Consider the following 23,970-nt stretch of genomic DNA (forward strand, 5'->3'; position numbering starts at 1 on the left):
CCCGGTGCGGGCGATAGGTGACTCAGCGCTGCTGCGCCGCGCCCTTGGCCGGCGTCCCCGACGCGCGCTGGGCGGTCTGCTGCTGGCGCGCCATCGGCGACCCCAGCTCGATCCGGTCCCGGTTGGTCTCGACCGTGCGCAGACCGATGCCCTTGACCATGGCCAGCTGCTCGGCGCTGCGGAACGGCCCGTTCTCATCCCGGTAGGCCACGATCGCCTCGGCCTTGGACGGCCCGATGTTGTGCAGCACCCGGGCGAGGGTCGTGGCGTCGGCGGTATTGACGTTGACCTTCTCGACCCCGTCTGCGCCGAAGGCCGACCCGGCCATCAACAGCGAGAGGACGAGCGTGGCAATGAGGGCTTTGAACGGCTTCATGGCGAACTCCTTGGCAATTGGGTGGATTCCTTTCCCGACTGGCGATCTGTCATCCCTGCCGGTGTTGCCAGTCTCCCCAACGCCATGGACACAGCCTATCCGTCTGTTGACCGCCGCGAAGCAGGCCGACTCCCCAATTTCGTGTAGGAAAAGTCCTACAACGCCTGCGCGTAGAATGGCCGCTTACGCCGCATGTGGAGCTCGCGCCATGGATACCCGCCGCACCGACCGTTTCGTCGGCGCCAAATGGGACGACGAAATCGTCCCGCAGCTTGTCGAATACATCCGCATCCCGAACAAATCGCCGATGTTCGACGCCGATTGGGTGGCCAATGGCCATATGGAGCGCGCCGTCGAGCTGATGTCCGGTTGGGCAGGTGCCCAGGCGATCCCCGGCATGCAGCTGGAGGTGGTGCGCCTGGAAGGCCGCACGCCGCTGATCTTCATCGAGATCCCGGCCGCCAACGGCGGCAGCGACGAGGACTGCGTGCTGCTGTACGGCCATCTCGACAAGCAGCCGGAGATGACCGGCTGGGACGACGACCTCGGTCCGTGGCAGCCGGTGCTGCGCGACGGCAAGCTCTACGGCCGCGGCGGCGCCGACGACGGCTATGCGATCTACGGCTCGCTGACCGCGATCCTGGCACTGCACGAGCAAGGCCTGCCGCATGCGCGCTGCGTGGTGCTGATCGAGGCCTGCGAGGAATCGGGCAGCTACGATCTGCCCGCCTACGTCGATCATCTCGCCGACCGCATCGGCAAGCCGTCGCTGGTCGTCTGCCTGGACTCGGGCTGCGGCAACTACGACCAGTTGTGGTGCACCACGTCGCTGCGCGGCCTGGCCGGCGGCAACCTGACGGTCAAGGTGCTCGACGAGGGCGTGCATTCGGGCGACGCGTCGGGCGTGGTGCCTTCGAGCTTCCGCCTGCTGCGCCAGCTGCTGTCGCGTATCGAGGACGAGAAGAGCGGCCGGATCCTGCCCGAGGGGCTGCATGCCGACATCCCGGCCGAGCGGCTCGAGCAGGCGCGCCGCGCCGCCGAAGTGCTCGATACGGCGATCTACGACAAGTTCCCGCTCACTGGCGCGCTGCGCCCGATGTTCCCGGTCGACGCCGACGGCAAGGTGTCCGACGACCTCGCCGAGCTCGTGCTCAACCGCACCTGGCGCCCGGCGCTGTCGGTGACCGGCGTCGACGGGCTGCCGTCGCTGCAATCGGCAGGCAACGTGTTGCGTCCGCACACTGCGGTCAAGCTGTCGCTGCGCCTGCCGCCCACAGTCGACGGCAAGCAGGCAGGCGAACTGCTGCTGCAGGCGCTGACCCAGGACCCGCCCAACGGCGCGACGGTCACGCTGTCGCTGGAGAAGGCCGCGACCGGCTGGAATGCACCGGCGATGTCGCCGTGGCTGTCGGAGGCGATCGAGTCGGCCAGCCAGGCGTTCTTCGGCAAGCCGGCGATGTACATGGGCGAAGGCGGCTCGATCCCATTCATGGGCATGCTGGGTGAGAAGTTCCCCGGCGCCCAGTTCATGATCACCGGCGTGCTCGGTCCGCACTCCAATGCCCACGGGCCGAACGAGTTCCTGCACATCGAGATGGGCAAGCGGGTCACCGCCTGCGTGGCCCGGGTGATCGCCGAGCATCACCACGCCAGCCAGCGCGGCGAAACCTCGGGATCGGCGGTCGCCGCCGACAGCGGCCAGCGCCACGGCGACCACGGCTGCTGCTGATCGCGGCTGCTGCTGATCCCGGCACGGGGCGATGCTGCGGCCTCGCCCCGCACGCACTGTCGCGGCGCCCCGCGCCGCGCTAAGGTCGGCCGCTCAGCCCTTCGATTGCCGCGCATCATGAGCTTTCGTCTGCTGTCGATCGCCCTGCTCGTCCTGGTGCTCACCGCGGGCGCCATCTGCGGCGGTGCCGCCGCGCAGGACACGACCCTGCACAATGCGTCGTTCGATCCGACCCGCGAGTTCTACGTCGACTACAACCGTGCGTTCGCCTCGTACTGGCGCCAGCGCACCGGCGACACCGTGGACGTGCGCATGTACCACGGCGGCTCGGGCGAGCAGGTGCGGGCGATCGTTGACGGGCTGCCAGCGGATGTGGCGACGCTGGCGCTGGCCGCCGACATCGATGCGCTGGCCGGGGCCGGGCTGCTGGATCCGAACTGGCGCACGCGCCTGCCCTACGGCAGCGTGCCCTACACCTCGACCGTCGTCCTGCTCGTCCGCAAGGGCAACCCGCAACGGATCCACGACTGGGGCGACCTGGTGCGGCCGGGTGTGGGCGTGGTCACGCCCGACCCGCGCACCTCCGGCGGCGGGCGCTGGAACTACCTTGCCGCGTGGGCCTGGGCCTCGCGCACCTATCGCGACGGCCCGCAGGTGCTGGACTGGATGCGGCGCCTGTTCGGCAACGTCGTCGTCGCCGACGCCGGCGCGCGCGGGGCGACCCGATCATTCGTCGAGGGCGGCCACGGTGACGTGCTGCTGGCCTGGGAGAGCGAGGCGCTGCGTCTGCTCGCCGATCCGCACACCAGCCAGGCGCTGGAGATCGTCTATCCGAGCCTCAGCATCCGGGCCGAGCCCCAGGTCGCGCTGATCGACCGCAATATCGATGCGCACGGCACCCGTACATGCGCGGACGCCTATCTGCGATACCTGTACTCGCCGACCGGACAACGGCTCGCCGCGCAGCACCACTACCGCCCCTCCGACCCGAGCCAGGTTCCGGCTTCGCAGCGCGCGCGTTTCCGCGCCGTGCCGATGGTGACGGTGGATGCGGCATTCGGTGGTTGGCAACACGCCCAGCGGATCCACTTCGCCGCCGGCGGGCTGTTCGACCACGTGGTCGGTGCCGCACGCTGGGCACCGGGCGATCGGCCCACGCCTGCCCATCCCAACCGGTAAGCTGACGCCCCCATCGCGCGAGCAGGCCGCCGAGTTGCTTCCCACCTTCCCCATCCCCGCTGCACGGCAGTGTGCGCACCGCATGAGTGCCGCTCGATGAAGGCGCTGATCTTCGCGGCCGGCCTGGGCGAACGCATGCGGCCGTTGACCGACCACACCCCCAAGCCGCTGCTGGTCGCGGGCGGCAAGCCGCTGATCGTCTGGCACCTGGAGCGCCTCGCCGCGGCGGGCGTGCGCGAGGTGGTCATCAACGTCTCGTGGCGGGCCGAGCAGTTCGCGCCTGCACTGGGCGACGGAGAACGCTGGGGTCTTCGACTGCACTACTCGCACGAGGGCACGCCGCCGCTGGAAACCGGCGGCGGCATGCTGCAGGCGTTGCCGTGGTTGGGCGAGGCGCCGTTTCTGGCGATCAATGGTGACATTTGGAGCGACCACGACCCTGCGTCGCTGCCGCACGAGCCGGCCGGCGACGCGCACCTGGTGCTGGTCGACAATCCGGCGCACCACCCCCAGGGCGACTTCGTCCTCGAGCACGACCGCGTGCACGCATCGGGCCCGGACCGGCTGACCTTCGCCGGCATCGGGGTCTATCGCCCGACGTTGCTGACCGGATGGCGCGACATCATCGGCGAAGCGCCGGGGGCCGATGCCTCGCCGCCCCGATTCCGCCTGGCGCCGCTGCTGCGTGCGGCGATGGACCGGGGCGCGGTCTCGGGCGAGCACCACCGCGGGGCCTGGACCGACGTCGGCACGCCCGAACGGCTCGCCGCGCTCGACGCCACGCTCGCCAAAGCGCGCTGATTTCCCCCAAGCGCGTCTTCTTCGAAGTCAGGAGCGCGTTGCTTCTGCGCACCCGTTCACGAAGTTCCCCTCCTGAGCGCGCGGTGCCGAGACCGGAGCCGCGCCTTCTTCCAGCAGGGACTGCCGGTGCCGCGAAGGTCACGGTGCAACCGGTCCGCAGTCGCGGACCGATGGCCGGTGGCCGCGTCAAGCGCGTCGCGGGGAGGCCCGCTCCGTCTGCCTCCTCGCAAAAAAACCGGGGTCAGAGTGCAATTTCGCAAGACGAATTGCACTCTGACCCCGGTTTTAGGCCGGGTCTGTGTGGGCGGGTGAGCACCCGAGTCAGGACAAAAAAAACTCCTCCTCCGCCTGGGCATGCGGAGGAAGAGTTTTGCGTTGACGGCCGAACAGGCCGTCGGTCAGATCAGCGGCGTCGGCATGGTCGGAATGACGACCGGCGCGCTCTTCTTGGCGCGCTTGGCAGGTGCACGCTTGGCAGGCGCCTTCTTGGCCGCCGTCTTCGTGGTCTTGCGAGCAGCCGCCTTCTTGGCGGTCTTCTTGGTCGCCTTCTTCGCCGCAGTCTTCTTGGTCGCGGCCTTCTTCGTCGCGGCCTTGCGGGTGGCGGTCTTCTTGGTGGCGCTCTTGCGGGTGGCAGACTTCTTGGCGGTCTTCTTGGTCGCCTTCTTCGCAGCCGACTTCTTGGTGGCCTTCTTGGTGGCCTTCTTTGCTGCCGACTTCTTGGTGGCCTTCTTGGTCGCCTTCTTTGCTGCCGACTTCTTGGTCGCAGCCTTCTTGGCGGTCTTCTTTGCGGTCTTCTTAGTTGCCTTCTTCGCGACCTTCTTGGTCGCCTTCTTCACGGCCTTGGCGACCTTCTTCGTCGCCTTTCTGGCCTTGCTCACGGCCTTCTTGGCAGCGGACTTGCGAACGGTCTTCTTGGCCGCCTTCTTGGCGGTGGTCTTCTTTGCAGCTTTCTTCGTGGCCATGGGATGGCTCTCCTCGTCAGTGGACTTGCATGTACAGCTGCCCAGTACTCAAAACGGCGCGCGGGAGTCGGACCCGCGTGCACCCGTCGACGCGCGCTGCGCATCGGAACGGATTCGGTCGGAAGGTCGTCGCATTGGCGACAGCATCCCGGTGATGCGAAGGCACCCGCGTCGCGCGCGACGGGATGCCGGATTCGATGTCGGGGATTTGCGGCGGAGATGCTGCCCGCATCCACCTTGTGATGTTCCTGGCGGAGGTCCGAGTTGTGCAGCGCGTTGTTGTCGGGGCTCGACTCACTCGTTTTGATAGCGGGCGTGTGTTGCCGCGAAACCTAATCACGGTTTTTTCCACTGTCAACAGGCGGACATGCTTTTGTCGTGCCCGCTCCCCGACGTCCGCCACGGCTGCACTGCGCACGGGGCGCGCCGCGTACCGGCGCCACCCGCAACATGGGTGAGGCCTCGTCGCATGCGATGCAAAAAAAGTGCTTGAAACAAGCACTCTGCACGAGAGTCGACAGTCACGATGCCGTTCGACGAACACGCGCAAGCGACGCGATACGGTGTGGTGAAACATCCATCACCGCGCCAACCGGCCGGTGAACGCGATGTGCACGCGGACCGGTCGATGCGACCTCGCAGCATCGGTTTGCGCGAAAAGTGCGCGACGCATTCGCCCTCGCGGCAGCTCGAACAAGACACCTGGACCGGCGTCTCCGAGACGACCGAGGGACGAGGTCGACCGCCGAAGTCGAACGGCACGCGTCGATACGCAATGCCGCGGACGCAGTCGGCGAAGCGCGCGTCGCCACATGTCCATGTGCACCTCGTCCGCGCCGGCGCACCCGCCGGTCGGATGCCAGGGTGCGAACGTCAAGCTGCCGATGCCCCCAGCCGCGCAAGCGCCCGTCAGCCAGGGAAGACCGCCAAAAAAAAGCGCGCCCCGTGGGGGCGCGCTCGATGAACACGGAGCTCGAGGCGGCCTTAGTCGGCCTCCGCCTCCAGCAGTTCGGCGTAGTCGTCGGGCGAGAGCAGGTCTGCGAGCTGGTCGGGATCGTCGAGCTCGATGACGAACAACCAGCCTTCGCCGAAGGCGTCTTCGTTGATGGTCTCGGGCTTGTCGGCGAGCGAGGCGTTGACCGCCGCGATCTTGCCCGACACCGGGGCGTAGACATCGGAGGCCGCCTTGACCGACTCGACCACGGCGACGCCGTTACCGGCCTCGACGGTATCGCCGACGGCGGGCAGCTCGACGTACACCAGGTCGCCGAGCAGACCCTGAGCATGGTCCGAGATGCCGACGGTGACCTTGCCGTCGCCTTCGACACGGACCCATTCGTGTGACTTCAAAAACTTCAGGTCGCCAGGGATTTCGCTCATTGTCGGCTCCGGTGAAAACGTGACTGCGGGAAAGTGGCGCTAGTGTAAGCCAAGGTCTTGCGGTGGATCAGATGCCGTCGACGACCCGGCCATTGCGCACGAACGGGAACGCGACCACGCGCACCGGCACCTGGCGGCCGCGGATGTCGACTGTCACCTCGCCCGGCTCGCCGGCCGGCACGCGGGCGAACGCGATCGCCTTGCCGATCGTCGGCGAGAACGTCCCCGACAGGATCTCGCCCTGCCCCTGGGCTGTGGTCACCGTCTGGCCGTGGCGCAGCACGCCCTTGTCGTCCATGACCAGGCCGATCATCTGCCGCGGCGCAGCGGTGCTGTGCTGTTCGAGCAGCGCGCGGCCGTTGAACGCGCGGCCCTCGTCGAGCGCGACCGTCCAGCCGAGTGCGGCCTCGTAGGGCGAGACCGTCTCGTCCATGTCCTGGCCATACAGCGCGAGTCCGGCTTCCAGACGCAGGGTGTCGCGCGCGCCGAGACCAGCCGGCGCGACGCCGGCGGCATGCAGCGCCTCCCACAGCGCGACGGCATGGCGCTCGTGGACGACGATCTCGAAGCCGTCCTCGCCGGTGTAGCCGGTGCGCGCGACGAACAGGTCGCCGAACGGCGTGGCCTCGAGCTCGGCGGCGGCGAAGCGGCCAAGCTTGTCGAGCACCAGCGCGTCGACCTGGCCGAGCAGCCCGGCGACCTTGGCCCGGGCCTGCGGCCCCTGCACGGCGATCATCGCCAGTTCCGGACGCTCGCTGACCTCGACCTCGAACCCGGTGGCCTGCGCCTGGATCCAGGCCAGGTCCTTGTCGCGGGTGGCGGCATTGACGACCAGGCGGAACCAGTCGTCGGCCATGAAGTAGACGATCAGGTCATCGATGATCCCGCCTTCGGGCGTGAGCATGCAGGTGTAGAGCGCCTTGCCCGGGCTCTTGAGCTTGTCGACCGAGTTGGCAACAAGCTGGCGCAGGAATGCGCGGGTCTGCGCACCGCGCAGGTCGACCACGGTCATGTGGCTGACGTCGAACATGCCGGCATCGCGGCGGACGTGGTGATGCTCCTCGATCTGGGAGCCGTAGTTGAGCGGCATGTCCCAGCCGCCGAAGTCGACCATGCGCGCGCCCAGGGCGCGGTGCGATGCGTTGAGGATGGTCTTCTGGGTCATGTTGGACTGCCGGCTCGCCTGCGGAAAGCCGGCATTATCGCAGGTCGGCGGCACCACTGGCCGCCTCCCGAAACGACGAGATCAGGCGACTTCGACGTGCAGATTCACCCCGTCGGTGCCGACGATGCGCACCGGCGTGCCGGCCGGCAAGTCGGCGCCCTCGACGACCCAGAAGGCATCGCCGATCTTGACCCGTCCACGTCCGGCCACGATCGCCTGATCGAGGGGCACGACGCGACCGACGTGCTGGGACGCGCGCCGATTGAGCGTGGGGTGGTCACTGGGGCGCTCGCGCTTGCGGAACCACGTGCGGTACACCAGCACCGACACGAAACTGAGCACGACGAACAGCGCGACCTGCGGCAGCAGTGCCAGGCCCGGCACCAGCAGTGCGACGACGAACACCGCCGCGGCCGCGAACCCCATCCACAGCAGGAACGCGCCGGGCACCAGCGTCTCGGCCGCCATCAGCAGCAGCGCGACCGCAGCCCAGCCGACGACGTCCGCGCGCAGCCAGTCCATGTCAGAGCCCGCCACGCTGCGGTGCCGGCGCCTGCGGGCGCGACGACGCCTTCTGGCCCAACGCTTCCTTCGCCAGTTCGCCGATGCCGGCGATCGAACTGATGATGCCGCTGGTTTCCATCGGCATCAGCACGAACTTCTGGTTCGGCGCCGTCGCCAGCTTCTCGAACGCCTCGACGTACTTCTGCGCGACGAAGTAGTTGATCGCCTGCACGTCGCCGTTGGCGATCGCGTTGGACACCATTTCCGTCGCCCTTGCCTCCGCCTCGGCCAGACGCTCACGCGCCTCGGCCTCGCGGAAGGCGGCTTCCTTCTGGCCCTCGGCCTGCAGGATCGCGGCCTGCTTGTCGCCCTCGGCGCGCAGGATCTCCGACTGCCGATGCCCCTCGGCCTCGAGAATGACCGCGCGGCGTTCGCGCTCGGCCTTCATCTGGCGCGCCATCGAGTCGACCAGGTCACGCGGCGGCTGGATGTCGCGGATCTCGATGCGGGTGACCTTGATGCCCCAGGGGTTGGTGGCGTGGTCGACGACGTTGAGCAGCTGGGCGTTGATCGTCTCGCGGTTGCTCAGCGACTCATCGAGGTCCATCGAGCCGATCACGGTGCGGATGTTGGTCTGCACCAGCGCGATCGTCGCGATCTCCAGGTTCGAGACCTCGTAGGCCGCCTTGGCCGCGTCAAGCACCTGGAAGAACACCACCCCATCCACGCGCACGACCGCGTTGTCCTTGGTGATGACGTCCTGGCTGGGCACGTCGAGCACCTGCTCCATCATGTTGATCTTGCGGCCGACCCCATAGACGATCGGGATCAGGAAGTGCAGACCCGGCGCCATCGAATGGGTGTACTTGCCGAAGCGCTCGACAGTCCACTCGTAGCCCTGCGGCACCATGCGCACCGTCTTGAACAGCACGATGACGCCGGCGAACGCGAGCACCACCGCCAGAAACAGTCCCGTTCCCATGCGTTTTCCCCCTAGTCGATCCGCGGACATCCGCGCTGGGCCGAGTATAGGGCGGGCTGCCATGACGCGCGGTCGCGATCCATCGCGGCCGACGGAGGCTTGCGGCGTCCCTGCCGCAAGCCAGGCGCAACCGCGCCACGCAGCGACCGTTACGGCGTGGCCGTCGTCACCCAGGCCTCGAACACGGCGTCGATCTGGGCATCGGTCACCGTGCCGCCGTCCTGCACGGTCTGCGCCTGCTCGAACAGCGGCATGATCAACGCCATGCCGTCGATCTTCGTCTTCAGCTGCACCCCCTCAGGCGCGGCCAGGCGCCGCTCCCAGCGCTCGCGCACGCGGGCCCAGTAGCCCTGGGTGGCGTCCCAATAGGCATAGGCGGGCGAGAAGTCGATCGCTGTGGTCTTCACGTAGTCGTTGAAGCCGAACTCGCGCACCAACTGCGCGGTCGGCCGGCCCTGCGCGTCGCGCACGGTCTTGGTGTTGTCCTGCTCGTGGGTCCAGCCACCGGGCACGATCGTGTGGCGATTGATCGCCGCCAGCGCGTTGTAGTCGCTGCGCTTGGTGTACTCGCGGCGCGGCAGCGGGCGCCAATCCGCGTCCGAGGTCCAGGTCGAAACGCCGCCGGCATGCACCCAGCGCCCGGTGCCGCAGTAGCGCGGCGCATCGCTGACCTCATAGACGCACTGCGTCCAGCCGCCGCGGACGAGTTCGGCGGGTACCTCGCGCCGCTGCCAGGTCTGGTCGGCGGTGAACTCCCAGCGCGTCGGCGCCTCGTAGTGCCAGTCCTGGCGCCAGTGCTTGACCACGTGCCCGCTTTTGACGTCGAGCAGCAGGTGCTGGAGCACGATGCGGCCGGGGGTGTCCTCGACCACGATCACGACCTCGTCGCCGCCGCTGTCCTTGGCGGCCACGCGCTCGTAGCCCGGTGCCAGCACCGCGGTCTCCTCGAACGAGAAGCGCACCGTGTACTCGCCCTGCATCGCGAGAATGGCCGCGCGGTCGGCGGCGGGGTCGTGGGCTGGCGTTGCGGTGGCGGACGCTGCGAAGGCCGGGGCCAGCAGCAGGGCGAACGCCAGAGCGGCGGCTTGCGGATTCATGCGGGTTCTCCAAAAACAGGGGGAAACGGACGGACGCGGGCGGAAGCGTCGCGCGGCGGCATCGTGCCGGCGGACAAGTTGGGATCGGTGGCGGGTACGGGAACTGGATGGGGGGCGCCGTCGGCGAATGCCGCGCTCGGGACGATGCCGTGTGCGCGGATGATCTGCCGCGCACAGTCGGCGCCCAGCGGCGAGATCTCCGCCAGGCTGGCGACCAGCATCGCGGCGCCGTCGATCGTCGTGCAGGCAGGTGTTATCGCGTGGAAGCGCAGGACGCTCGCCTGCCAGCCGCCGGCCCACAGCCGCTGCGCCAAGCCGCGCCACAGGCGCTCGGCCAGGCCGGCCTGGGGACTGCGGTCGAGCGGATAGCGCTCGACCAGCGCGTCCCATGCCAGGAAATCGCTGTCGGGCAGCAGGTGCAGTTGCCAGCAGCAAGCGTCGTCGGCATCGAAGAACAGCAGGCTCTCGCGCATGCCGTCGCCATCGAGCGCACGGTGCACCTCGACCCGGCGCGCCCGCGCCCAGCCACCGAGCTCGCTCGCCGCTCCGGGCCGGTGCAGGCACAACACCGTGCCCAGGGTCGCCAGTTGCGCAGGCGTCGGCGGCGACGTCGCACTGATGTCGACCATCGGTACCGGAGGCAGGATCGCCGCCGCGCGCGCCATGATCAGAAATCGACCGCGAAGCTGACCGCCAGGCTGCGCCCCGGCGCGGTGTAACGGTCGAAAGTGGTCGACGTCGCAGCGACCAGCGGGACGTTGCCTGCCGGCCAGTACTTGCGGTCGGCGAGGTTGAGCACGCCCAGGTTGACCGTCGTGCCGGGCGCAAACGTCCAATGGGCGTAGAGGTCGAGCACCGCGTGGCCAGGCGTTTCCACGTAGCCGACGGCGGTGCCGGACGGCGGCAGGCGATCACGTCGCCCAGCGAAGCGCCCGGCCAGTTCCGCACCCCAGGCGTTGCCTTCAAAGGCCAGGCCCAGCGCGGCGGTCAGCGGGTCGACGCTGGCCAGCGGATCCCCCGTGGTGCGGTCCTCGCCGCGCGACCACGCCGCCGCGCCGCGCAGCGACCAGCCCGCGAGCGCGGGCGCCAGCGCATCGAGATCCAGTCCGCCCTTGAACTCCACGCCCCAGATGCGGGCGTCGTCGACATTCTGCGACTGGTAGACCATCAGACCGCTGTCCGGATCGATGCCGACGAACCGGGTGGACTCGATGAAGTCGTCGTATCGGTTGTAGTAGCCGGTCAGGCTGGCATAGGCCGATCGGCCGGCGAAGCGCAGACCCAGTTCCAGACCGTCGCTGGTCTCCGGGCGCAGATCCGGATTGGGGATGGCGGTGTAGCCGAACGCGAGGTTGGTGAAGCCGATGTTGACGTCGTTGTACGGCGGCGCGCGGAAGCCCGCGGCATAGCCGCCGAACAGCGACCAGGCCTCGGCGAAATGCCAGACCGCGCCGAGCTTGGGCGACACCCGGGTCTTGCGGATGTCGGCGACCTGCGTGGTCGGATTATCCTCGCGGAAGATCGTGTCGACCTCGGGCTTGAGCCGGTAGTGGTCAACCCGGATCGCGGGCACCAGGCGCACCGCGCCGTCGGCGAACGCGATCTCGTCCTGCATGTAGAGCGCGGCCTTGGTGGTGTCGCTGATCGGGAAATCGCGGACCGGGAAGACGTCGGGACTGATGACGTTGGTCACTGTGCCGGTCGTGAGGTTGGTCGCACGCCCATCGCGCTTCTGACGCGTCTCGGACTGCGACAGGTCGAGTCCCCAGCTCAGGTCGTGGACGATGCGCTGCCCAAGCGACTTGCGGAAGTTCGCCTGCAGGCCGTACTCGCGCTGGTCGAAATCGAAGGCGCGCTCGCGCAATACCGGATTGACCGGTGTCCCACCGACCAGCGAAGAGCGGCGTTCCTCGGTCCGCTGAAGCGTCTCGCTGTCCTGGCCATAGACCTGCCAGTCGATCGCATCGGCGAAGGCGTTGTCCAGGCCGACGATCTCGTGCCCGAACGACACCCGCGCGCGGCTCTGGTGATCCTTGCCGACCTGCGACTGCACACGCGCGGACGCCGGCACGCCGGGCATCATCACCACGTCGCCATGCGAACTCAGCACGTCGGTCTCGACGTCGTCCTCGTTGCCCTCGACCGTCAGCCGAAAACGTTGCCGGGCGTCGGGCGCGAAAACGACCTTGGCCAGCACGCTGCGGCCATTGGCCGACTGCGGATTGGCCTGCGTGCGAGCGCTGCCCTCGCCGCCGACCTCGCCCATGGTTTCGGTCTCCTTGCCCTGGCGATGGCCGACCGCCACCAGGCCCGACCAGCGCGCGCCGCCGAATGCCGCAGTGGCGTTCGCGAACAGGCCTGCGTCGGCGGTGGTCGTTCCGAGCTTGAAGCCGAAGTACGCGTCGCGCCCGTCGCCCAGGTAGTCGGACGGGTCCTTGGTGACGAACGAGACCACGCCGCCGAGCGCGTCCGAACCGTAGAGCGAACTCGTCGGCCCGCGCACGACCTCGACCCGCTTGAGCGTGTCGGGATCGACGAAGTTGCGGTTGGCGTTGGAGAAGCTGCCGATGGCGAACGCATCGGAGATCGCGATGCCGTCGGTCTGGATGCGCACGCGGTTGCCGCCCAGGCCGCGGATGCGGATGTCCGACAGCCCGAAGCGGCCGATGTTGCGGCCGACCGTCACGCCGGGTTCGTAGCGGAACAGGTCGGCGATGTCGCGCACCAGCAAGGTGTCCATGCGCGCGCGGTCGATCACGTCGACGGTATTGGGCACGTCGGCGATCGCGCGTTCGGTGCGGGTGGCGGTGACGACGACCCGGTCGAACTCGGCAGCCGGCGCGGTGGCGTCGACAGCACCGTCGGGCGCAGCCAGTGCGGTAAACGGAAACAGGCCCAGGGCCAGAGAAACAGAAAGCGGGTGGAGGCGCATGCGCAGACTCGTGCTCGGAGGGCGACGGCTGGCTGGCAGGCGCGGGGAGAGAAACGCGCGGGCGGGCGACCGGAGAGATCGATGGACGGACGGGCCACCGCTGAAGGACGGCGGCACCGGTCAACGAGGGGCTTACTTGGTCAGGATCAGTTTGTCGTTGCGGGTGTGGCGCAGGCGGTAGATCTCGTTGCCGTGACGGATCTGCAGTTCGCGCTGGCCGCGCAGCAACTGCGCGCTGTCGAGCTCGATCGGCTCGGGGGCGCGGGCATCATGGGCACGGGCCAGGCGGTGCACGTTGTGGCCATCGGCCGCGTCGCGGGCGGGAACGGAATCGCGGAGCTGGGGCGCAAGCATGGTCGGTTCCTCGGGTCGGGGCCTCCAATGCTATTGATTCTCATTTCCGAGTCAAGTGCCGCGTGCGCGGTCCGACGGGCGGTCGCGCACGGCTCAGTCCGCCAGCGCGTCCACCCGCGCCCACAGGCCGTTGTCGGGCAAGGCCGCCAGTTCGAGCGCCTGCAGGTTCTCGATCAGCTGCTCCACCCGGCTGGCGCCCAGCAGCACCGACGACACGTGCGGATTGCGCAGGCACCAGGCGATCGCCAGCGGTGCCGGCGCGACGCCCAGCTCGGCCGCCAACGCGACGAACCGCGCCGCGCGCGCCACCTGGTCCGCATTCCCCAGCAGCTCGCGCTGCAACCAAGCCAGCTCCGGCTGCGCCAGTCGGCTGTCGGCCGGCACGCCGCCGGCGTACTTGCCGGTCAACAGGCCCGAGGCCAGCGGCGACCAGGTGGTCGTCCCCAATCCAAGCTCGGCATACAGCGGGGCATACTCGAGTTCGACCCGCTCGCGCCGCAGCAGGTTGTACTCGGGCTGTTCCATCGTCGGGCCGTGCAAGTGGTGCGTGCGCGCGATCTGCGCCGCCTCGCGGATTGCGGCCGCCGGCCATTCGGACGTGCCCCAGTACAGCACCTTGCCCTGGCGGATCAGCGTGTCCATCGCCCAGACGGTCTCGGCCACCGGGGTGTCGGGATCGGGCCGATGGCAGAAATAGAGGTCGAGGTGATCGACCCGCAGCCGCCGCAGCGCGGCATCGCAGGCATCGCGCACGTGCTTGCGCGACAGCCCCCGCTGGGTGGGGCCGGGCTCGGTCGCCGCGCCGAAGAACACTTTGCTCGACACGCAATAGCCGTCGCGCGGCAGACGCAGATCGGCGATCACATCGCCCATGACCCGCTCGGCCTCACCGTTGGCATACCCTTCCGCATTGTCGAAGAAGTTGATGCCGTGGTCCCAGGCCGCGGCCACCAGGTCGCGCGCCTGGCCCCGGCCGACCTGGCGCCCGAACGTGGTCCAGGCACCGAACGAAAGCGCCGAGAGCTGCAGGCCGGAGGTGCCGAGACGACGGTAGTGCATGGGCGGGTTCCTCGCTGTCGGGCGCACCAGTGTATGCAAGCTGCGCCGATGCGCCGCCGATCCGGCCCGAGACACCGCGCAGACGGCGCCACGGGCCTGAACGACACGGTCTTCACCCGGTCCGTGGTTGCCCGTGCCGGCCCGCTGCACTAGGCTGCGCGACTTGTCGACGGGCCTGGGGGCCACGATGGAAGACCTGACGCGGATCGGCTTCGGCCTGTTCGGCCTCGCCGTGCTGCTCGCGATCACGTGGCTGTTCTCCAACAACAAGCGCGCCGTCGACTGGAAGCTGGTCGCCACCGGCGTCACCCTGCAGATCGCGTTCGCCGCTGTCGTGCTGCGCGTGCCCGGCGGGCGCGAGGTGTTCGACGCGCTGGGCCACGGTTTCGTCAAGGTGCTTTCATTCGTCAACGCCGGCTCGGAGTTCATCTTCGGCAGCCTGATGAACGTGGAGACCTACGGCTTCATCTTCGCCTTCCAGGTGCTGCCGACGATCATCTTCTTCGCCGCGCTGATGGGCGTGCTCTACCACCTGGGCGTGATGCAGGCGATCGTGCGGGTGATGGCGCTGGCGATCACCAAGGTGATGCGGGTCTCGGGCGCCGAGACCACCAGCGTGTGCGCCAGCGTGTTCATCGGCCAGACCGAGGCGCCGCTGACCGTGCGTCCGTACATCTCGCGGATGACCGAGTCGGAGCTGATCACGATGATGATCGGCGGCATGGCGCACATCGCCGGCGGGGTGCTCGCCGCGTATGTGGGCATGCTCGGTGGCGGCAACCCCGAGGAACAGGCGTTCTACGCCAAGCATCTGCTGGCCGCCTCGATCATGGCCGCACCGGCGACGCTGGTCATCGCCAAGATCCTGATCCCCGAGACGCGCGAGCCGCTGACCCGCGGCACGGTCAAGATGGAGGTCGAGAAGACCACCGGCAATATCATCGATGCCGCGGCCGCCGGCGCTGGCGACGGCCTGCGCCTGGCACTGAACATCGGCGCGATGCTGCTGGCCTTCATCGCGCTGATCGCGATGATCAACTGGCCGCTGGAATGGATCGGCGAGGCCACCGGCCTGGCCGAGGCGATCGGCCGCCCGACCAACCTGGCGACGATCTTCGGCTTCGTGCTCGCCCCGATCGCCTGGCTGATCGGTGTGCCGTGGCAGGACGCGTCGGTGGTGGGCTCGCTGATCGGCCAGAAGATCGTCATCAATGAGTTCGTCGCGTACCTGCAGCTGGCCGACATCGTCAACGGCCGCGTCGAGGGCATGGCGCTGACCGAGCAGGGTCGCCTGATCGCGACCTACGCGCTGTGCGGCTTTGCGAACTTCAGCTCGATCGCGATCCAGATCGGTGGCATCGGCGGCCTGGCTCCCGACCGCCGCCAAGACCTGGCGCGTTTCGGCCTGCGCGCGGTGCTGGGCGGCACCATCGCCACGCTGATGACCGCGACGATCGCCGGCGTGCTGACCTACATCGGCGCCTGACGCCGGATCACTGCGAGAGCGGGACAGAGAGGATGTGCGCGTGAGTCGTGTCGTCGTCGTCGGGTCGTTCAATGTCGACCATGTCTGGAACTGCAGCACCCTGCCGCGCCGCGGCGAGACGCTCAGCGGCCGCTACCACACCGGGCCGGGCGGCAAGGGCTTCAATCAGGCCGTCGCCTCGACCCGGGCGGGCGCGCAGACCACCTTCCTATGCGCGCTGGGCGACGACGACGGCGGCCGCCAGGCGCGCGCACTCGCCCAGGCCGACGGCATCGCGATGCGCGTGCGCGAGAGCAGCCACCCGACCGGCACGGCCGGCATCTATGTCGACGAGGCCGGCCACAACACCATCGTCATCGGCGCCGGCGCCAATGGCGACCTGTGCGCCTCCTGGGTCGGCCGGCAGGCCGAAGCCCTGGCCGGCGCCCGGGTGTTGCTGACCCAGCTCGAATCCCCGCTCGACAGCGTGCTCGAAGCGATGCGCCTGGCGCGCGCCGCCGGCACCTCGACGATGCTCAACCCGGCGCCGGCCAACGCGCAGTGCCTGCGCGAACTGCTCGCCGCGGCCGACATCCTCACGCCGAACGAAACCGAGTTCGCCGGCCTGCTCGAGCGTCACACCAGCCATCGCATCGACAGCGAAGCGATCGCCGGCACGGCCGATGCGCAACTGCACCGCTGGTGTCGCACGCTGCTGCCACGCGGCACGGTGGTGGTCACACTCGGCGCCGCTGGCGCATTCGTCTCCCACCGCGAGGACCTGACCCGCGGCGATACGCAGCCGTTCTATCGCGTACCGGCCGACAAGGTCGAGCCGGTCGACACCACCGGCGCGGGCGATGCCTTCAATGGCGCACTGGCCGCCTCACTCGCCGGCGACCCGGCGGCGCCGTTCGACAGCCACGTGCGCTTCGCCGCGCATTATGCGGGGCGGTCGACCGAGCGGGTCGGCGCCGCCGCGGCGATGCCGCACCTGCGCCCCGCGACGGACTGACGACGCCGGGCGCGCTACCCTCGCCCGGCCGCGGCACCCAGGATCGCGGCGGAGTTCTGCCGATGTCCTGCCGTTCCCTTCCCGCGCGCCTGCGTGCCGGCACCGGCCTGGCGATTGCACTCGTCGTGGTCGCCTGCAGCCCGGCCGACCCTGCGCCGACATCCGCGTCGCCGGCCGCCGTGCCGGCCGCGGCCGATGCCGCGACGGTCGCCGCCAATCCAGTGACCGAGGCGGCGCCGCCGACGCAGGCGGACGCGCACGACGGCACACCGGACGACTGGCGGGCGCAGGTCTGGCCGACCGACCGCGACGCCATCCTCGCCGAGCCCACATTCGACCTGGCGCTCGACGACCACGACCCGGTCCTGGCCGACGCGCGACAGGTGCTGGCGCTGGCAGGAAGCGGACGCCCGCTGGGCACGATCACCGGCGCCTGGCAGGTCCGCTCGCTGCAGTTCGACGGACGCGGCGGCGCCTATGCCTATCCCTGGTTCGACGCCACGATCGCGCGCCAAGGCGGCGTGCTGACGTTCGCCAAGACCAGCGGTTCGCAGCGTCGGCAGGGCCGACTGCTGCCGATCGATCGCAGCACGCTCGCGTTCCTGGGCTCGCAATCGGTCAACGACGAGCCCTCGCCCGGCTACAGCCGCCAGTGGCCCTCGCCGCCGGCAGCGCGCGTCGAAGGCGACAGCGTCGGCCGCCTGGTGCGCACCGGCGAGAGCGAACTGCTGATGGTGCTCGACGTCGACGGTCCGCGCTTCGAGCTCTACCAACTGCGCCGCTGAACTCAGAGCGGCGCGCGCGCGACCCGGCCCCCCCGATCGGCGACAATGGGCGCATGCAGATCGGTCCGTACCGCATCGAACCCAACGTGGTGCTGGCCCCGATGGCCGGCGTCACCGATAAGCCGTTCCGGCAGCTGTGCAAGCGCCTGGGCGCGGGCCTGGCGATGTCGGAGATGACGATCAGCGATCCGCGCTTCTGGTGCACCGAGAAATCGCTGCGCCGCATGGACCACGACGGCGAGCCGGCACCGGTCGGCGTGCAGATCGCCGGCACCGAGCCGACCATGCTCGCCGAGGCGGCGCGCCACAACGTCGCGCACGGCGCGCAGATCGTCGACATCAATATGGGCTGCCCGGCCAAGAAGGTCTGCAACGCCTGGGCCGGCTCGGCGCTGATGCAGGACCAGGCGCTGGTCGCACGCATCCTGCAGGCGGTGGTCGCCGCGGTCGACGTGCCGGTGACACTGAAGATCCGCACCGGCTGGTGCGCCGCGCATCGCAACGCACCGACGATCGCGCGTATCGCACAGGACGCGGGCATCGCCGCCCTCGCCGTCCATGGCCGCACCCGCGACCAGCACTACACCGGCAGCGCCGAGTACGACACGATCGCGGCGATCAAGGCGCACCTGTCGATCCCGGTAATCGCCAACGGCGACATCGACTCGCCGGAGAAAGCGCTGGCCGTGTTGCGCCACACCGGATGCGATGCAGTCATGGTCGGTCGCGCGGCGCAGGGCCGGCCCTGGATCTTCCGCGAGATCGCGCACTTTCTCGCCACCGGCCACCACCTCCCGCCGCCGTCGTTGCAGGAGATCCGCGACATCCTGCTCGGCCATCTCCAGGCGCTGCATGCGTTCTACGGCGAGACCTCCGGCGTGCGCATCGCACGCAAGCATCTGGGCTGGTACGCAAAGGACCGGCCGGAGCACCACGCCTTCCGCGCCGTGGTCAACCGCGCCGACACCGCGCAGGACCAGCTTGCGCTCACACGCGCCTACTTCGACGCGCTGATCGCCGGCGACGCACAGCCGACGCTGGCTGCCTGACAGACCGCATCCGCGGGCCCCGCGTCAGGGCCCGCCGACAGCCGGCGCCGGGCCCGGCACCGCAGGTTCGTGCCACATCCGCGCCCAGGTCGCATTCCACGTCGCCCCCAGATCGCGCGCCATCGGTGCCTGGGTCGGCGGCACTGCGGACCAACCCGCGGCGGTGTGCTCGGCGACGATGAAGCGGAAGAAGTAGTCCGGTTCGTTGCCCATGCGCAGGTCGCTGAGCTGCAGCCAACCCTCGACGACCGTCGCCCCCATGAAGCCGTGGTTGAACCAGGCCAGCCGCTGCACCGCCGGCAGCGCGGCGTTCGCCCGCAGCGCGGCGACGTCGGACGGATAGGCCGCGAACTGCATCGGACCACGGTCGGCGACCAGCGACCGGAACCCCTCGACATAACCGTCCTGCGTCATCGCGACCACCCGCCACAGCACAGTATTGCCCGGCATCGGCACCGAGAAGCGCGGCGCGTCCGCAAGGCCCAGCGCCGCAAGCGCCTGCTCGGCGTCCCGGTCGACGAGCGACTTGGCGACCAGCGACCAGCCTAGGTACGCCGTGCTCAACGCGAGCCCGAGCGCCAACGCGCGGCCACCGAGCCGGCGCGCGCCCGCAAACGCCGCAACCAACACGCCGATCAGCAACCAGATCGTATACAGCGGATCGATGATGAAGACGCTCGACCACATCGCCGGCGGCGGCCGGAACGGCCACAGCAGCTGCGTGCCATAGACCGTGAACGCATCGAGCAGCGGATGCGTGACCAGCGCGAGCTGGATCGCCCAGAACCAACGCACCGGCGCAGCCGTGACCCGGCCGTGGCCGTAGCGGCGCAACGCCCACCACAGCGCGGCAGCGGCCAGCGGCAGCACCAATAACGAATGGGTGATGCCGCGATGCAGCGTCATCCGCAGCACCGGGTCGTCGGTCAGCAGCGCGATCACCAGGCCATCGAGGTCGGGCACGGTGCCCAGCGCAGCGCCGGCCAGCAACGCCGCACGACGATGGGCCGCCGGCACGACGGCTGCGGCGACCGACGCACCGAGGACGATCTGGGTCAGGGAATCCATGGTGCGGGCGTTCCTTGGGTTGCATCGCGTGGCGGTCGCCGATTGTCGCGAGCGTGCGGGCTGGCGGCAAACGCGTATGTCGCTGTCGACCCGCTTAACCCTCCGGCAACACGCAGGACGACAAGATGCGTTGCGCTGGCCGGGGGTGTATCATTCGCGGCCATCTTTTCATCCGAATATAGGGATATAGCCCTGATGTCCAGCTATCTCTTCACGTCCGAGTCCGTCTCCGAAGGCCATCCGGACAAGATTGCCGACCAGATCTCCGATGCCGTGCTCGACGCGATCCTGGCCCAGGACAAGCGCGCGCGCGTGGCGTGCGAGACGCTGGTCAAGACCGGCGTGGCGATCGTCGCCGGCGAGGTGACTACCAGCGCGTGGATCGATCTGGAGGCGCTGACCCGCAAGGTGATCCTGGACATCGGCTACGACAGTTCCGACGTCGGCTTCGACGGCGAGACCTGCGGCGTGCTGAACCTGATCGGCAAGCAGTCGCCCGACATCAACCAGGGTGTGGATCGCAAGAATCCCGAGCAGCAGGGTGCTGGCGACCAGGGCCTGATGTTCGGCTACGCGACCAACGAGACCGACAGCCACATGCCGGCCGCGATCCACCTGTCGCACCGTCTGGTCGAGCGCCAGGCGCAGGTGCGCAAGAAGAAGAACTCGCCGCTGCCGTGGCTGCGCCCCGATGCCAAGAGCCAGGTCACGCTGCGCTACGAGGATGGCAAGGCGACCGCGATCGACGCGGTCGTGCTGTCGACCCAGCACGATCCGGGCGTCAAGCAGAAGGACCTGATCGAGGCGGTGCGCGAGGAGATCATCAAGCCCGTGCTGCCGGGCAAGTGGCTGCACAAGGGCACCAAGTTCCACATCAACCCGACCGGCAAGTTCATCATCGGCGGGCCGGTGGGCGACTGTGGCCTGACCGGCCGCAAGATCATCGTCGACACCTACGGCGGCTGGGCCCGTCACGGTGGCGGTGCGTTCTCGGGCAAGGACCCGTCGAAGGTCGACCGCTCGGCCGCCTACGCCGCGCGCTATGTCGCCAAGAACGTGGTCGCGGCCGGCCTGGCCGACCGCTGCGAGGTGCAGGTGTCGTACGCCATCGGCGTCGCCGAGCCGACCTCGATCTCGGTGACCACGTTCGGCACCGGCAAGATCCCCGATGCGCAGATCGAGAAGCTGATCCGCCGCCACTTCGACCTGCGCCCCTACGGCATCATCCAGATGCTCGACCTGATCCACCCGGTCTACCAGCGCACCGCCAGCTACGGCCACTTCGGCCGCAAGCCGCAGCAGGTCAGCTACACCGACGGCGCGGGCGAGCAGCACACCGCCACCGCGTTCTCGTGGGAGAAGACCGACCGCGCCGAGGCCCTGCGCGCCGACGCCAAGCTCAAGTAAGGCCGGCGCCTTCCGCCGCTTCGCCACGACGGGCCGCGCAAGCGGCCCGTCGTCGTTTGGGCCGGTGGGCGGGCCCCGTCCCTGCCCCGCGGGCACCCTGCCGTCTCACCCGGCGTGCACCCGACGGGCGACATGCTATATCTCGTCGCACGGTGCGGCGCCAAGGACAGCCAGGGGAAGCTTCTTCGATGTCAGCCAGCTACGACGAGATGCGCGATGCACAGGGCGCAGTCCGGCCGCACTACCGCGCGTTTGAAGACTGGCTGCAACGCACCCCGCCCGATCAGGTCGCGCACAAGCGGCGCGAGGCGGAGATCTCGTTCCACCGCGTCGGCATCACGTTCTCGGTCTACGGTGAGGAATCGGGCACCGAGCGGCTGATCCCCTTCGACATCGTGCCCAGGATCGTGCCGGCCGCCGAATGGCGGATGCTCGAGGCCGGGCTGCGCCAGCGGGTGCACGCGCTGAACCTGTTCCTGGGCGATGTCTATGGACCGCAGCGCATCCTGCGCGATGGCCGCATTCCGGCCGCGCTGGTCCTCGACAACAGCGAGTACCGCAAGGAAATGCAGGGCCTGCAGGTCGCCTGCAACACCTATTCGCACGTTTCGGGCATCGATCTGGTGCGCGCCGGCGACGGCGAGTATTACGTGCTCGAAGACAACCTGCGGGTCGCCTCGGGCGTGTCGTACATGCTCGAGAACCGGCGGATGATGGCGCGCCTGACGCCCGAGCTGTTCTCCAGCCAGCAGATCGCGCCGGTCGAACGCTACCCCGACGCACTGCTCGATGTGCTGCGCCAGTGCGCGCCGGCCAACATCGACAACCCGGTAGTGGCCGTCCTCACCCCGGGCGCGGCGAACTCGGCGTACTTCGAGCATGCCTTCCTGGCCCAGCAGATGGGTGTGGAACTGGTCGAGGGCGCCGACCTGTTCGTGCAGAACGACATGGTCTATGCGCAGACCACGCGTGGCGCACAGCGCGTGCACGTGATCTACCGCCGCATCAACGACGACTTCCTCGACCCGACGGTGTTCCGGCCCGAATCGATGCTCGGCGTGCCCGGGCTGTTCGGCGCCTACCGCGCCGGCAACGTGACCTTGGCCAATGCGCCGGGCACTGGTGTGGGCGACGACAAGTCGGTGTATCCGTTCGTGCCGGAGATGATCCGCTACTACCTCAGTGAAGAGCCGATCCTGCACAACGTGCCGACCTGGCAGCTGCGCAATCCAGACGACCTGAAGTATGCGTTGGCGCACCTGCCCGAGCTCGTCGTCAAGGAAGTGCACGGCGCCGGCGGCTACGGCATGCTCGTCGGCCCGGCATCGACCAAGGCGGAGATCGAGGCATTCCGTGCCCGCATCCTCGCCGACCCAGGCAACTACATCGCCCAGCCCACGTTGTCGCTTTCGACCTGTCCGACCTTCGTCGAGAGCGGGCTGGCGCCGCGTCACATCGACCTGCGCCCCTACATCCTCAGCGGCAACCGCATCCAAGTCGTGCCGGGTGGACTGACGCGGGTCGCGCTGCGCGAAGGCTCACTGGTGGTCAATTCGTCCCAGGGGGGCGGCACCAAGGACACCTGGATCATGGAAAACTAAGGCCGCACGCATGCTCTGTCGCACCGCGAACGATCTGTACTGGGTGGCGCGCAACATGGAACGCGCCGAGAACACCGCGCGCCTGCTCGATGTCGCGCAACGCATCGCCTTGCTGCCCGAGCGCCTGGACCGTGGCAAGGCCCAGGCGGCCGCATGGCGGCGCTCGCTCGACTCACTGGGCCTGGTGCAGCCGTTCCTCGATCGCCACGGACGCATCGATGCCGAGGGCGTGGTCGGACACTTGCTGCTGGCGCCCGACAATCCCAGTTCGATCCACAGCTGCTTCCGCAACGCACGCGAGAACGCGCGCGCCCAACGCGTGGCGATCACCTCGGAAATGTACGAGGACCTCAACAGCTCCTGGCTGGAGATCCGCAGGCTCGATGCCGCGCAGTTGCGCCGCAACGGGCTGAGCAACACGCTCGAATGGGTCAAGACCCGCTCGGCGTCGTTTCGCGGCATCACGATCGGCACGATCGGCCGCGGCGAGGGTTACCGGTTCCTGCAACTGGGGGCATTCATCGAGCGCGCCGAATGGTCGATCCGGCTGCTGGACATGATCGCCAGCGACGACGAACTGCCCGAAACAGGCGAAGCCCGGGATGCGGTGCAGTACTTCCAGTGGAGCGCGCTGCTGCAGGCGCTCTCGGCGTTCGAGACCTACCGGCAGCTCTACCGGGAATCGGTCAGCCCGGCCGGCGTGGCGGCGCTGATGCTGCTCAACGGCGACAATCCGCGCTCGCTGCAGACCTGCGTCGAGGCGATCTCCTCGATCCTGCAGTCGCTCACCGGCGGAGCGTCGGCGGAGGTCGCGCGCCAGGCCGGCGCGCTGGCCGCGCAATCGCGCTACGCCCGTATGGACGAGATCATCGCCGGCGGGCTGGAACCGTGGCTGCAGGACACGATGACCCGACTGACCCGGCTGGGCGCGGAGATCCACCATCAGTTCATGACCACCCGCGCCGTACCGGCGCCGGCGCAGACGCAGGTTCAGGCGCCCCGGCAGACCACGGCCTGACAGGTGCCATGCCGCCCGCGCAGCGGGCACAATGGCCATCCG

Annotated in this window: 21 protein-coding genes and 1 pseudogene; 11 read left to right on the plus strand and 11 right to left on the minus strand. The window is 68.9% G+C overall.

The window, feature by feature from the left end; translation table 11 throughout:
- Nucleotides 1-22: 22 nt before the first annotated feature.
- Nucleotides 23-376: a ComEA family DNA-binding protein gene (locus tag MNO14_RS12205; protein WP_241943997.1), complete on the minus strand. Its 354-nt coding sequence runs from the start codon at nucleotides 374-376 to the stop codon at nucleotides 23-25.
- Nucleotides 377-584: 208 nt separating this feature from the next.
- Here MNO14_RS12205 and MNO14_RS12210 point away from each other — a divergent pair, with 208 nt between their 5' ends.
- The 4 genes and pseudogenes from MNO14_RS12210 to MNO14_RS12225 form a co-directional block, all read left to right on the plus strand.
- Nucleotides 585-2,105, plus strand: a complete 1,521-nt coding sequence (locus tag MNO14_RS12210) for a M20 family metallopeptidase (protein WP_241943998.1) — start codon at nucleotides 585-587, stop codon at nucleotides 2,103-2,105.
- A 117-nt stretch (nucleotides 2,106-2,222) separates the two neighbouring features.
- Nucleotides 2,223-3,284 (plus strand): sulfate ABC transporter substrate-binding protein, encoded by a 1,062-nt coding sequence (locus MNO14_RS12215; RefSeq protein WP_241943999.1) that lies wholly within the window; start codon nucleotides 2,223-2,225, stop codon nucleotides 3,282-3,284.
- 96 nt (nucleotides 3,285-3,380) lie between these two features.
- Nucleotides 3,381-4,085, plus strand: coding sequence for an N-acetylmuramate alpha-1-phosphate uridylyltransferase MurU (gene murU / locus MNO14_RS12220; protein ID WP_241944000.1), 705 nt, complete (start codon nucleotides 3,381-3,383; stop codon nucleotides 4,083-4,085).
- Between the two features lie 507 nt (nucleotides 4,086-4,592).
- Nucleotides 4,593-5,048 (plus strand): annotated as a pseudogene (locus MNO14_RS12225) (hypothetical protein); the annotation flags it as partial.
- Between the two features lie 983 nt (nucleotides 5,049-6,031).
- On the opposite strand, the gene gcvH reads toward MNO14_RS12225, so the two are convergent.
- From gcvH to MNO14_RS12270, 9 genes are all read right to left on the minus strand, one after another.
- Nucleotides 6,032-6,427 carry a glycine cleavage system protein GcvH gene (gene gcvH / locus MNO14_RS12230; protein ID WP_241944001.1) on the minus strand — a complete coding sequence of 132 codons (396 nt, stop codon included), beginning with the start codon at nucleotides 6,425-6,427 and terminating at the stop codon, nucleotides 6,032-6,034.
- A gap of 67 nt (nucleotides 6,428-6,494) precedes the next feature.
- Nucleotides 6,495-7,592 (minus strand): glycine cleavage system aminomethyltransferase GcvT, encoded by a 1,098-nt coding sequence (gene gcvT, locus MNO14_RS12235; protein ID WP_241944002.1) that lies wholly within the window; start codon nucleotides 7,590-7,592, stop codon nucleotides 6,495-6,497.
- A gap of 81 nt (nucleotides 7,593-7,673) precedes the next feature.
- A complete protein-coding gene (locus MNO14_RS12240; protein WP_183426812.1) occupies nucleotides 7,674-8,105 on the minus strand; it encodes an NfeD family protein in 432 nt (143 codons plus the stop codon).
- 10 nt (nucleotides 8,106-8,115) lie between these two features.
- Nucleotides 8,116-9,078, minus strand: a complete 963-nt coding sequence (locus MNO14_RS12245) for an SPFH domain-containing protein (protein WP_241944003.1) — start codon at nucleotides 9,076-9,078, stop codon at nucleotides 8,116-8,118.
- Between the two features lie 149 nt (nucleotides 9,079-9,227).
- Complete coding sequence (locus MNO14_RS12250; RefSeq protein WP_241944004.1) at nucleotides 9,228-10,175, minus strand: DUF6607 family protein; 948 nt, start codon at nucleotides 10,173-10,175, stop codon at nucleotides 9,228-9,230.
- Nucleotides 10,172-10,840 carry a Hemin transport protein gene (locus MNO14_RS12255; RefSeq protein WP_241944005.1) on the minus strand — a complete coding sequence of 223 codons (669 nt, stop codon included), beginning with the start codon at nucleotides 10,838-10,840 and terminating at the stop codon, nucleotides 10,172-10,174. Before MNO14_RS12255 ends, MNO14_RS12250 begins: the two co-directional genes overlap by 4 nt.
- Before the next feature lie 2 nt (nucleotides 10,841-10,842).
- Complete coding sequence (locus MNO14_RS12260) at nucleotides 10,843-13,107, minus strand: TonB-dependent hemoglobin/transferrin/lactoferrin family receptor (RefSeq protein WP_241944006.1); 2,265 nt, start codon at nucleotides 13,105-13,107, stop codon at nucleotides 10,843-10,845.
- Between the two features lie 132 nt (nucleotides 13,108-13,239).
- A complete protein-coding gene (locus MNO14_RS12265; RefSeq protein WP_241944007.1) occupies nucleotides 13,240-13,461 on the minus strand; it encodes a hemin uptake protein HemP in 222 nt (73 codons plus the stop codon).
- A gap of 93 nt (nucleotides 13,462-13,554) precedes the next feature.
- A complete protein-coding gene (locus MNO14_RS12270; RefSeq protein ID WP_241944008.1) occupies nucleotides 13,555-14,520 on the minus strand; it encodes an aldo/keto reductase in 966 nt (321 codons plus the stop codon).
- A 187-nt stretch (nucleotides 14,521-14,707) separates the two neighbouring features.
- Here MNO14_RS12270 and MNO14_RS12275 point away from each other — a divergent pair, with 187 nt between their 5' ends.
- From MNO14_RS12275 to dusB, 4 genes are all read left to right on the plus strand, one after another.
- On the plus strand, nucleotides 14,708-16,006 hold the full coding sequence (locus tag MNO14_RS12275) for a nucleoside transporter C-terminal domain-containing protein (RefSeq protein WP_183426811.1): 1,299 nt from the start codon (nucleotides 14,708-14,710) through the stop codon (nucleotides 16,004-16,006).
- Nucleotides 16,007-16,046: 40 nt separating this feature from the next.
- Nucleotides 16,047-17,000, plus strand: a complete 954-nt coding sequence (locus MNO14_RS12280) for a ribokinase (RefSeq protein WP_241944009.1) — start codon at nucleotides 16,047-16,049, stop codon at nucleotides 16,998-17,000.
- A 62-nt stretch (nucleotides 17,001-17,062) separates the two neighbouring features.
- Nucleotides 17,063-17,785, plus strand: coding sequence for a DUF4893 domain-containing protein (locus tag MNO14_RS12285; protein ID WP_241944010.1), 723 nt, complete (start codon nucleotides 17,063-17,065; stop codon nucleotides 17,783-17,785).
- Nucleotides 17,786-17,838: 53 nt separating this feature from the next.
- The gene (gene dusB, locus MNO14_RS12290) at nucleotides 17,839-18,834 is read left to right on the plus strand and encodes a tRNA dihydrouridine synthase DusB (protein WP_241944011.1); all 996 of its coding nucleotides are present in this window, start codon (nucleotides 17,839-17,841) and stop codon (nucleotides 18,832-18,834) included.
- 24 nt (nucleotides 18,835-18,858) lie between these two features.
- On the opposite strand, the gene MNO14_RS12295 is transcribed toward dusB, so the two are convergent.
- The gene (locus MNO14_RS12295; RefSeq protein WP_241944012.1) at nucleotides 18,859-19,902 is read right to left on the minus strand and encodes a metal-dependent hydrolase; all 1,044 of its coding nucleotides are present in this window, start codon (nucleotides 19,900-19,902) and stop codon (nucleotides 18,859-18,861) included.
- A 195-nt stretch (nucleotides 19,903-20,097) separates the two neighbouring features.
- Here MNO14_RS12295 and metK point away from each other — a divergent pair, with 195 nt between their 5' ends.
- From metK to MNO14_RS12310, 3 genes are all read left to right on the plus strand, one after another.
- Nucleotides 20,098-21,309 carry a methionine adenosyltransferase gene (gene metK / locus MNO14_RS12300; RefSeq protein ID WP_241944013.1) on the plus strand — a complete coding sequence of 404 codons (1,212 nt, stop codon included), beginning with the start codon at nucleotides 20,098-20,100 and terminating at the stop codon, nucleotides 21,307-21,309.
- Nucleotides 21,310-21,497: 188 nt separating this feature from the next.
- On the plus strand, nucleotides 21,498-22,910 hold the full coding sequence (locus MNO14_RS12305; RefSeq protein WP_241944014.1) for a circularly permuted type 2 ATP-grasp protein: 1,413 nt from the start codon (nucleotides 21,498-21,500) through the stop codon (nucleotides 22,908-22,910).
- Nucleotides 22,911-22,920: 10 nt separating this feature from the next.
- Complete coding sequence (locus tag MNO14_RS12310; protein ID WP_241944015.1) at nucleotides 22,921-23,928, plus strand: alpha-E domain-containing protein; 1,008 nt, start codon at nucleotides 22,921-22,923, stop codon at nucleotides 23,926-23,928.
- The last annotated feature ends 42 nt before the right edge of the window (nucleotides 23,929-23,970 follow it).

Origin of the sequence: Luteimonas sp. S4-F44 (assembly GCF_022637415.1) — a bacterium.
In the GTDB taxonomy this organism is placed as follows: domain Bacteria; phylum Pseudomonadota; class Gammaproteobacteria; order Xanthomonadales; family Xanthomonadaceae; genus Luteimonas.

What these genes read in the sequence shown, in the direction of transcription:
- gcvT (WP_241944002.1), bottom strand. Translation starts at nt 7,592, where the DNA reads ATGACCCAGAAGACCATCCTCAACGCATCGCACCGCGCCCTGGGCGCG.
- MNO14_RS12255 (WP_241944005.1), bottom strand. Translation starts at nt 10,840, where the DNA reads ATGGCGCGCGCGGCGGCGATCCTGCCTCCGGTACCGATGGTCGACATC.
- MNO14_RS12305 (WP_241944014.1), top strand. Translation starts at nt 21,498, where the DNA reads ATGTCAGCCAGCTACGACGAGATGCGCGATGCACAGGGCGCAGTCCGG.
- MNO14_RS12260 (WP_241944006.1), bottom strand. Translation starts at nt 13,107, where the DNA reads ATGCGCCTCCACCCGCTTTCTGTTTCTCTGGCCCTGGGCCTGTTTCCG.
- MNO14_RS12205 (WP_241943997.1), bottom strand. Translation starts at nt 376, where the DNA reads ATGAAGCCGTTCAAAGCCCTCATTGCCACGCTCGTCCTCTCGCTGTTG.
- MNO14_RS12285 (WP_241944010.1), top strand. Translation starts at nt 17,063, where the DNA reads ATGTCCTGCCGTTCCCTTCCCGCGCGCCTGCGTGCCGGCACCGGCCTG.
- MNO14_RS12270 (WP_241944008.1), bottom strand. Translation starts at nt 14,520, where the DNA reads ATGCACTACCGTCGTCTCGGCACCTCCGGCCTGCAGCTCTCGGCGCTT.
- murU (WP_241944000.1), top strand. Translation starts at nt 3,381, where the DNA reads ATGAAGGCGCTGATCTTCGCGGCCGGCCTGGGCGAACGCATGCGGCCG.
- MNO14_RS12275 (WP_183426811.1), top strand. Translation starts at nt 14,708, where the DNA reads ATGGAAGACCTGACGCGGATCGGCTTCGGCCTGTTCGGCCTCGCCGTG.
- gcvH (WP_241944001.1), bottom strand. Translation starts at nt 6,427, where the DNA reads ATGAGCGAAATCCCTGGCGACCTGAAGTTTTTGAAGTCACACGAATGG.
- MNO14_RS12250 (WP_241944004.1), bottom strand. Translation starts at nt 10,175, where the DNA reads ATGAATCCGCAAGCCGCCGCTCTGGCGTTCGCCCTGCTGCTGGCCCCG.
- MNO14_RS12310 (WP_241944015.1), top strand. Translation starts at nt 22,921, where the DNA reads ATGCTCTGTCGCACCGCGAACGATCTGTACTGGGTGGCGCGCAACATG.
- MNO14_RS12215 (WP_241943999.1), top strand. Translation starts at nt 2,223, where the DNA reads ATGAGCTTTCGTCTGCTGTCGATCGCCCTGCTCGTCCTGGTGCTCACC.
- MNO14_RS12265 (WP_241944007.1), bottom strand. Translation starts at nt 13,461, where the DNA reads ATGCTTGCGCCCCAGCTCCGCGATTCCGTTCCCGCCCGCGACGCGGCC.
- MNO14_RS12245 (WP_241944003.1), bottom strand. Translation starts at nt 9,078, where the DNA reads ATGGGAACGGGACTGTTTCTGGCGGTGGTGCTCGCGTTCGCCGGCGTC.
- dusB (WP_241944011.1), top strand. Translation starts at nt 17,839, where the DNA reads ATGCAGATCGGTCCGTACCGCATCGAACCCAACGTGGTGCTGGCCCCG.
- MNO14_RS12210 (WP_241943998.1), top strand. Translation starts at nt 585, where the DNA reads ATGGATACCCGCCGCACCGACCGTTTCGTCGGCGCCAAATGGGACGAC.
- MNO14_RS12295 (WP_241944012.1), bottom strand. Translation starts at nt 19,902, where the DNA reads ATGGATTCCCTGACCCAGATCGTCCTCGGTGCGTCGGTCGCCGCAGCC.
- metK (WP_241944013.1), top strand. Translation starts at nt 20,098, where the DNA reads ATGTCCAGCTATCTCTTCACGTCCGAGTCCGTCTCCGAAGGCCATCCG.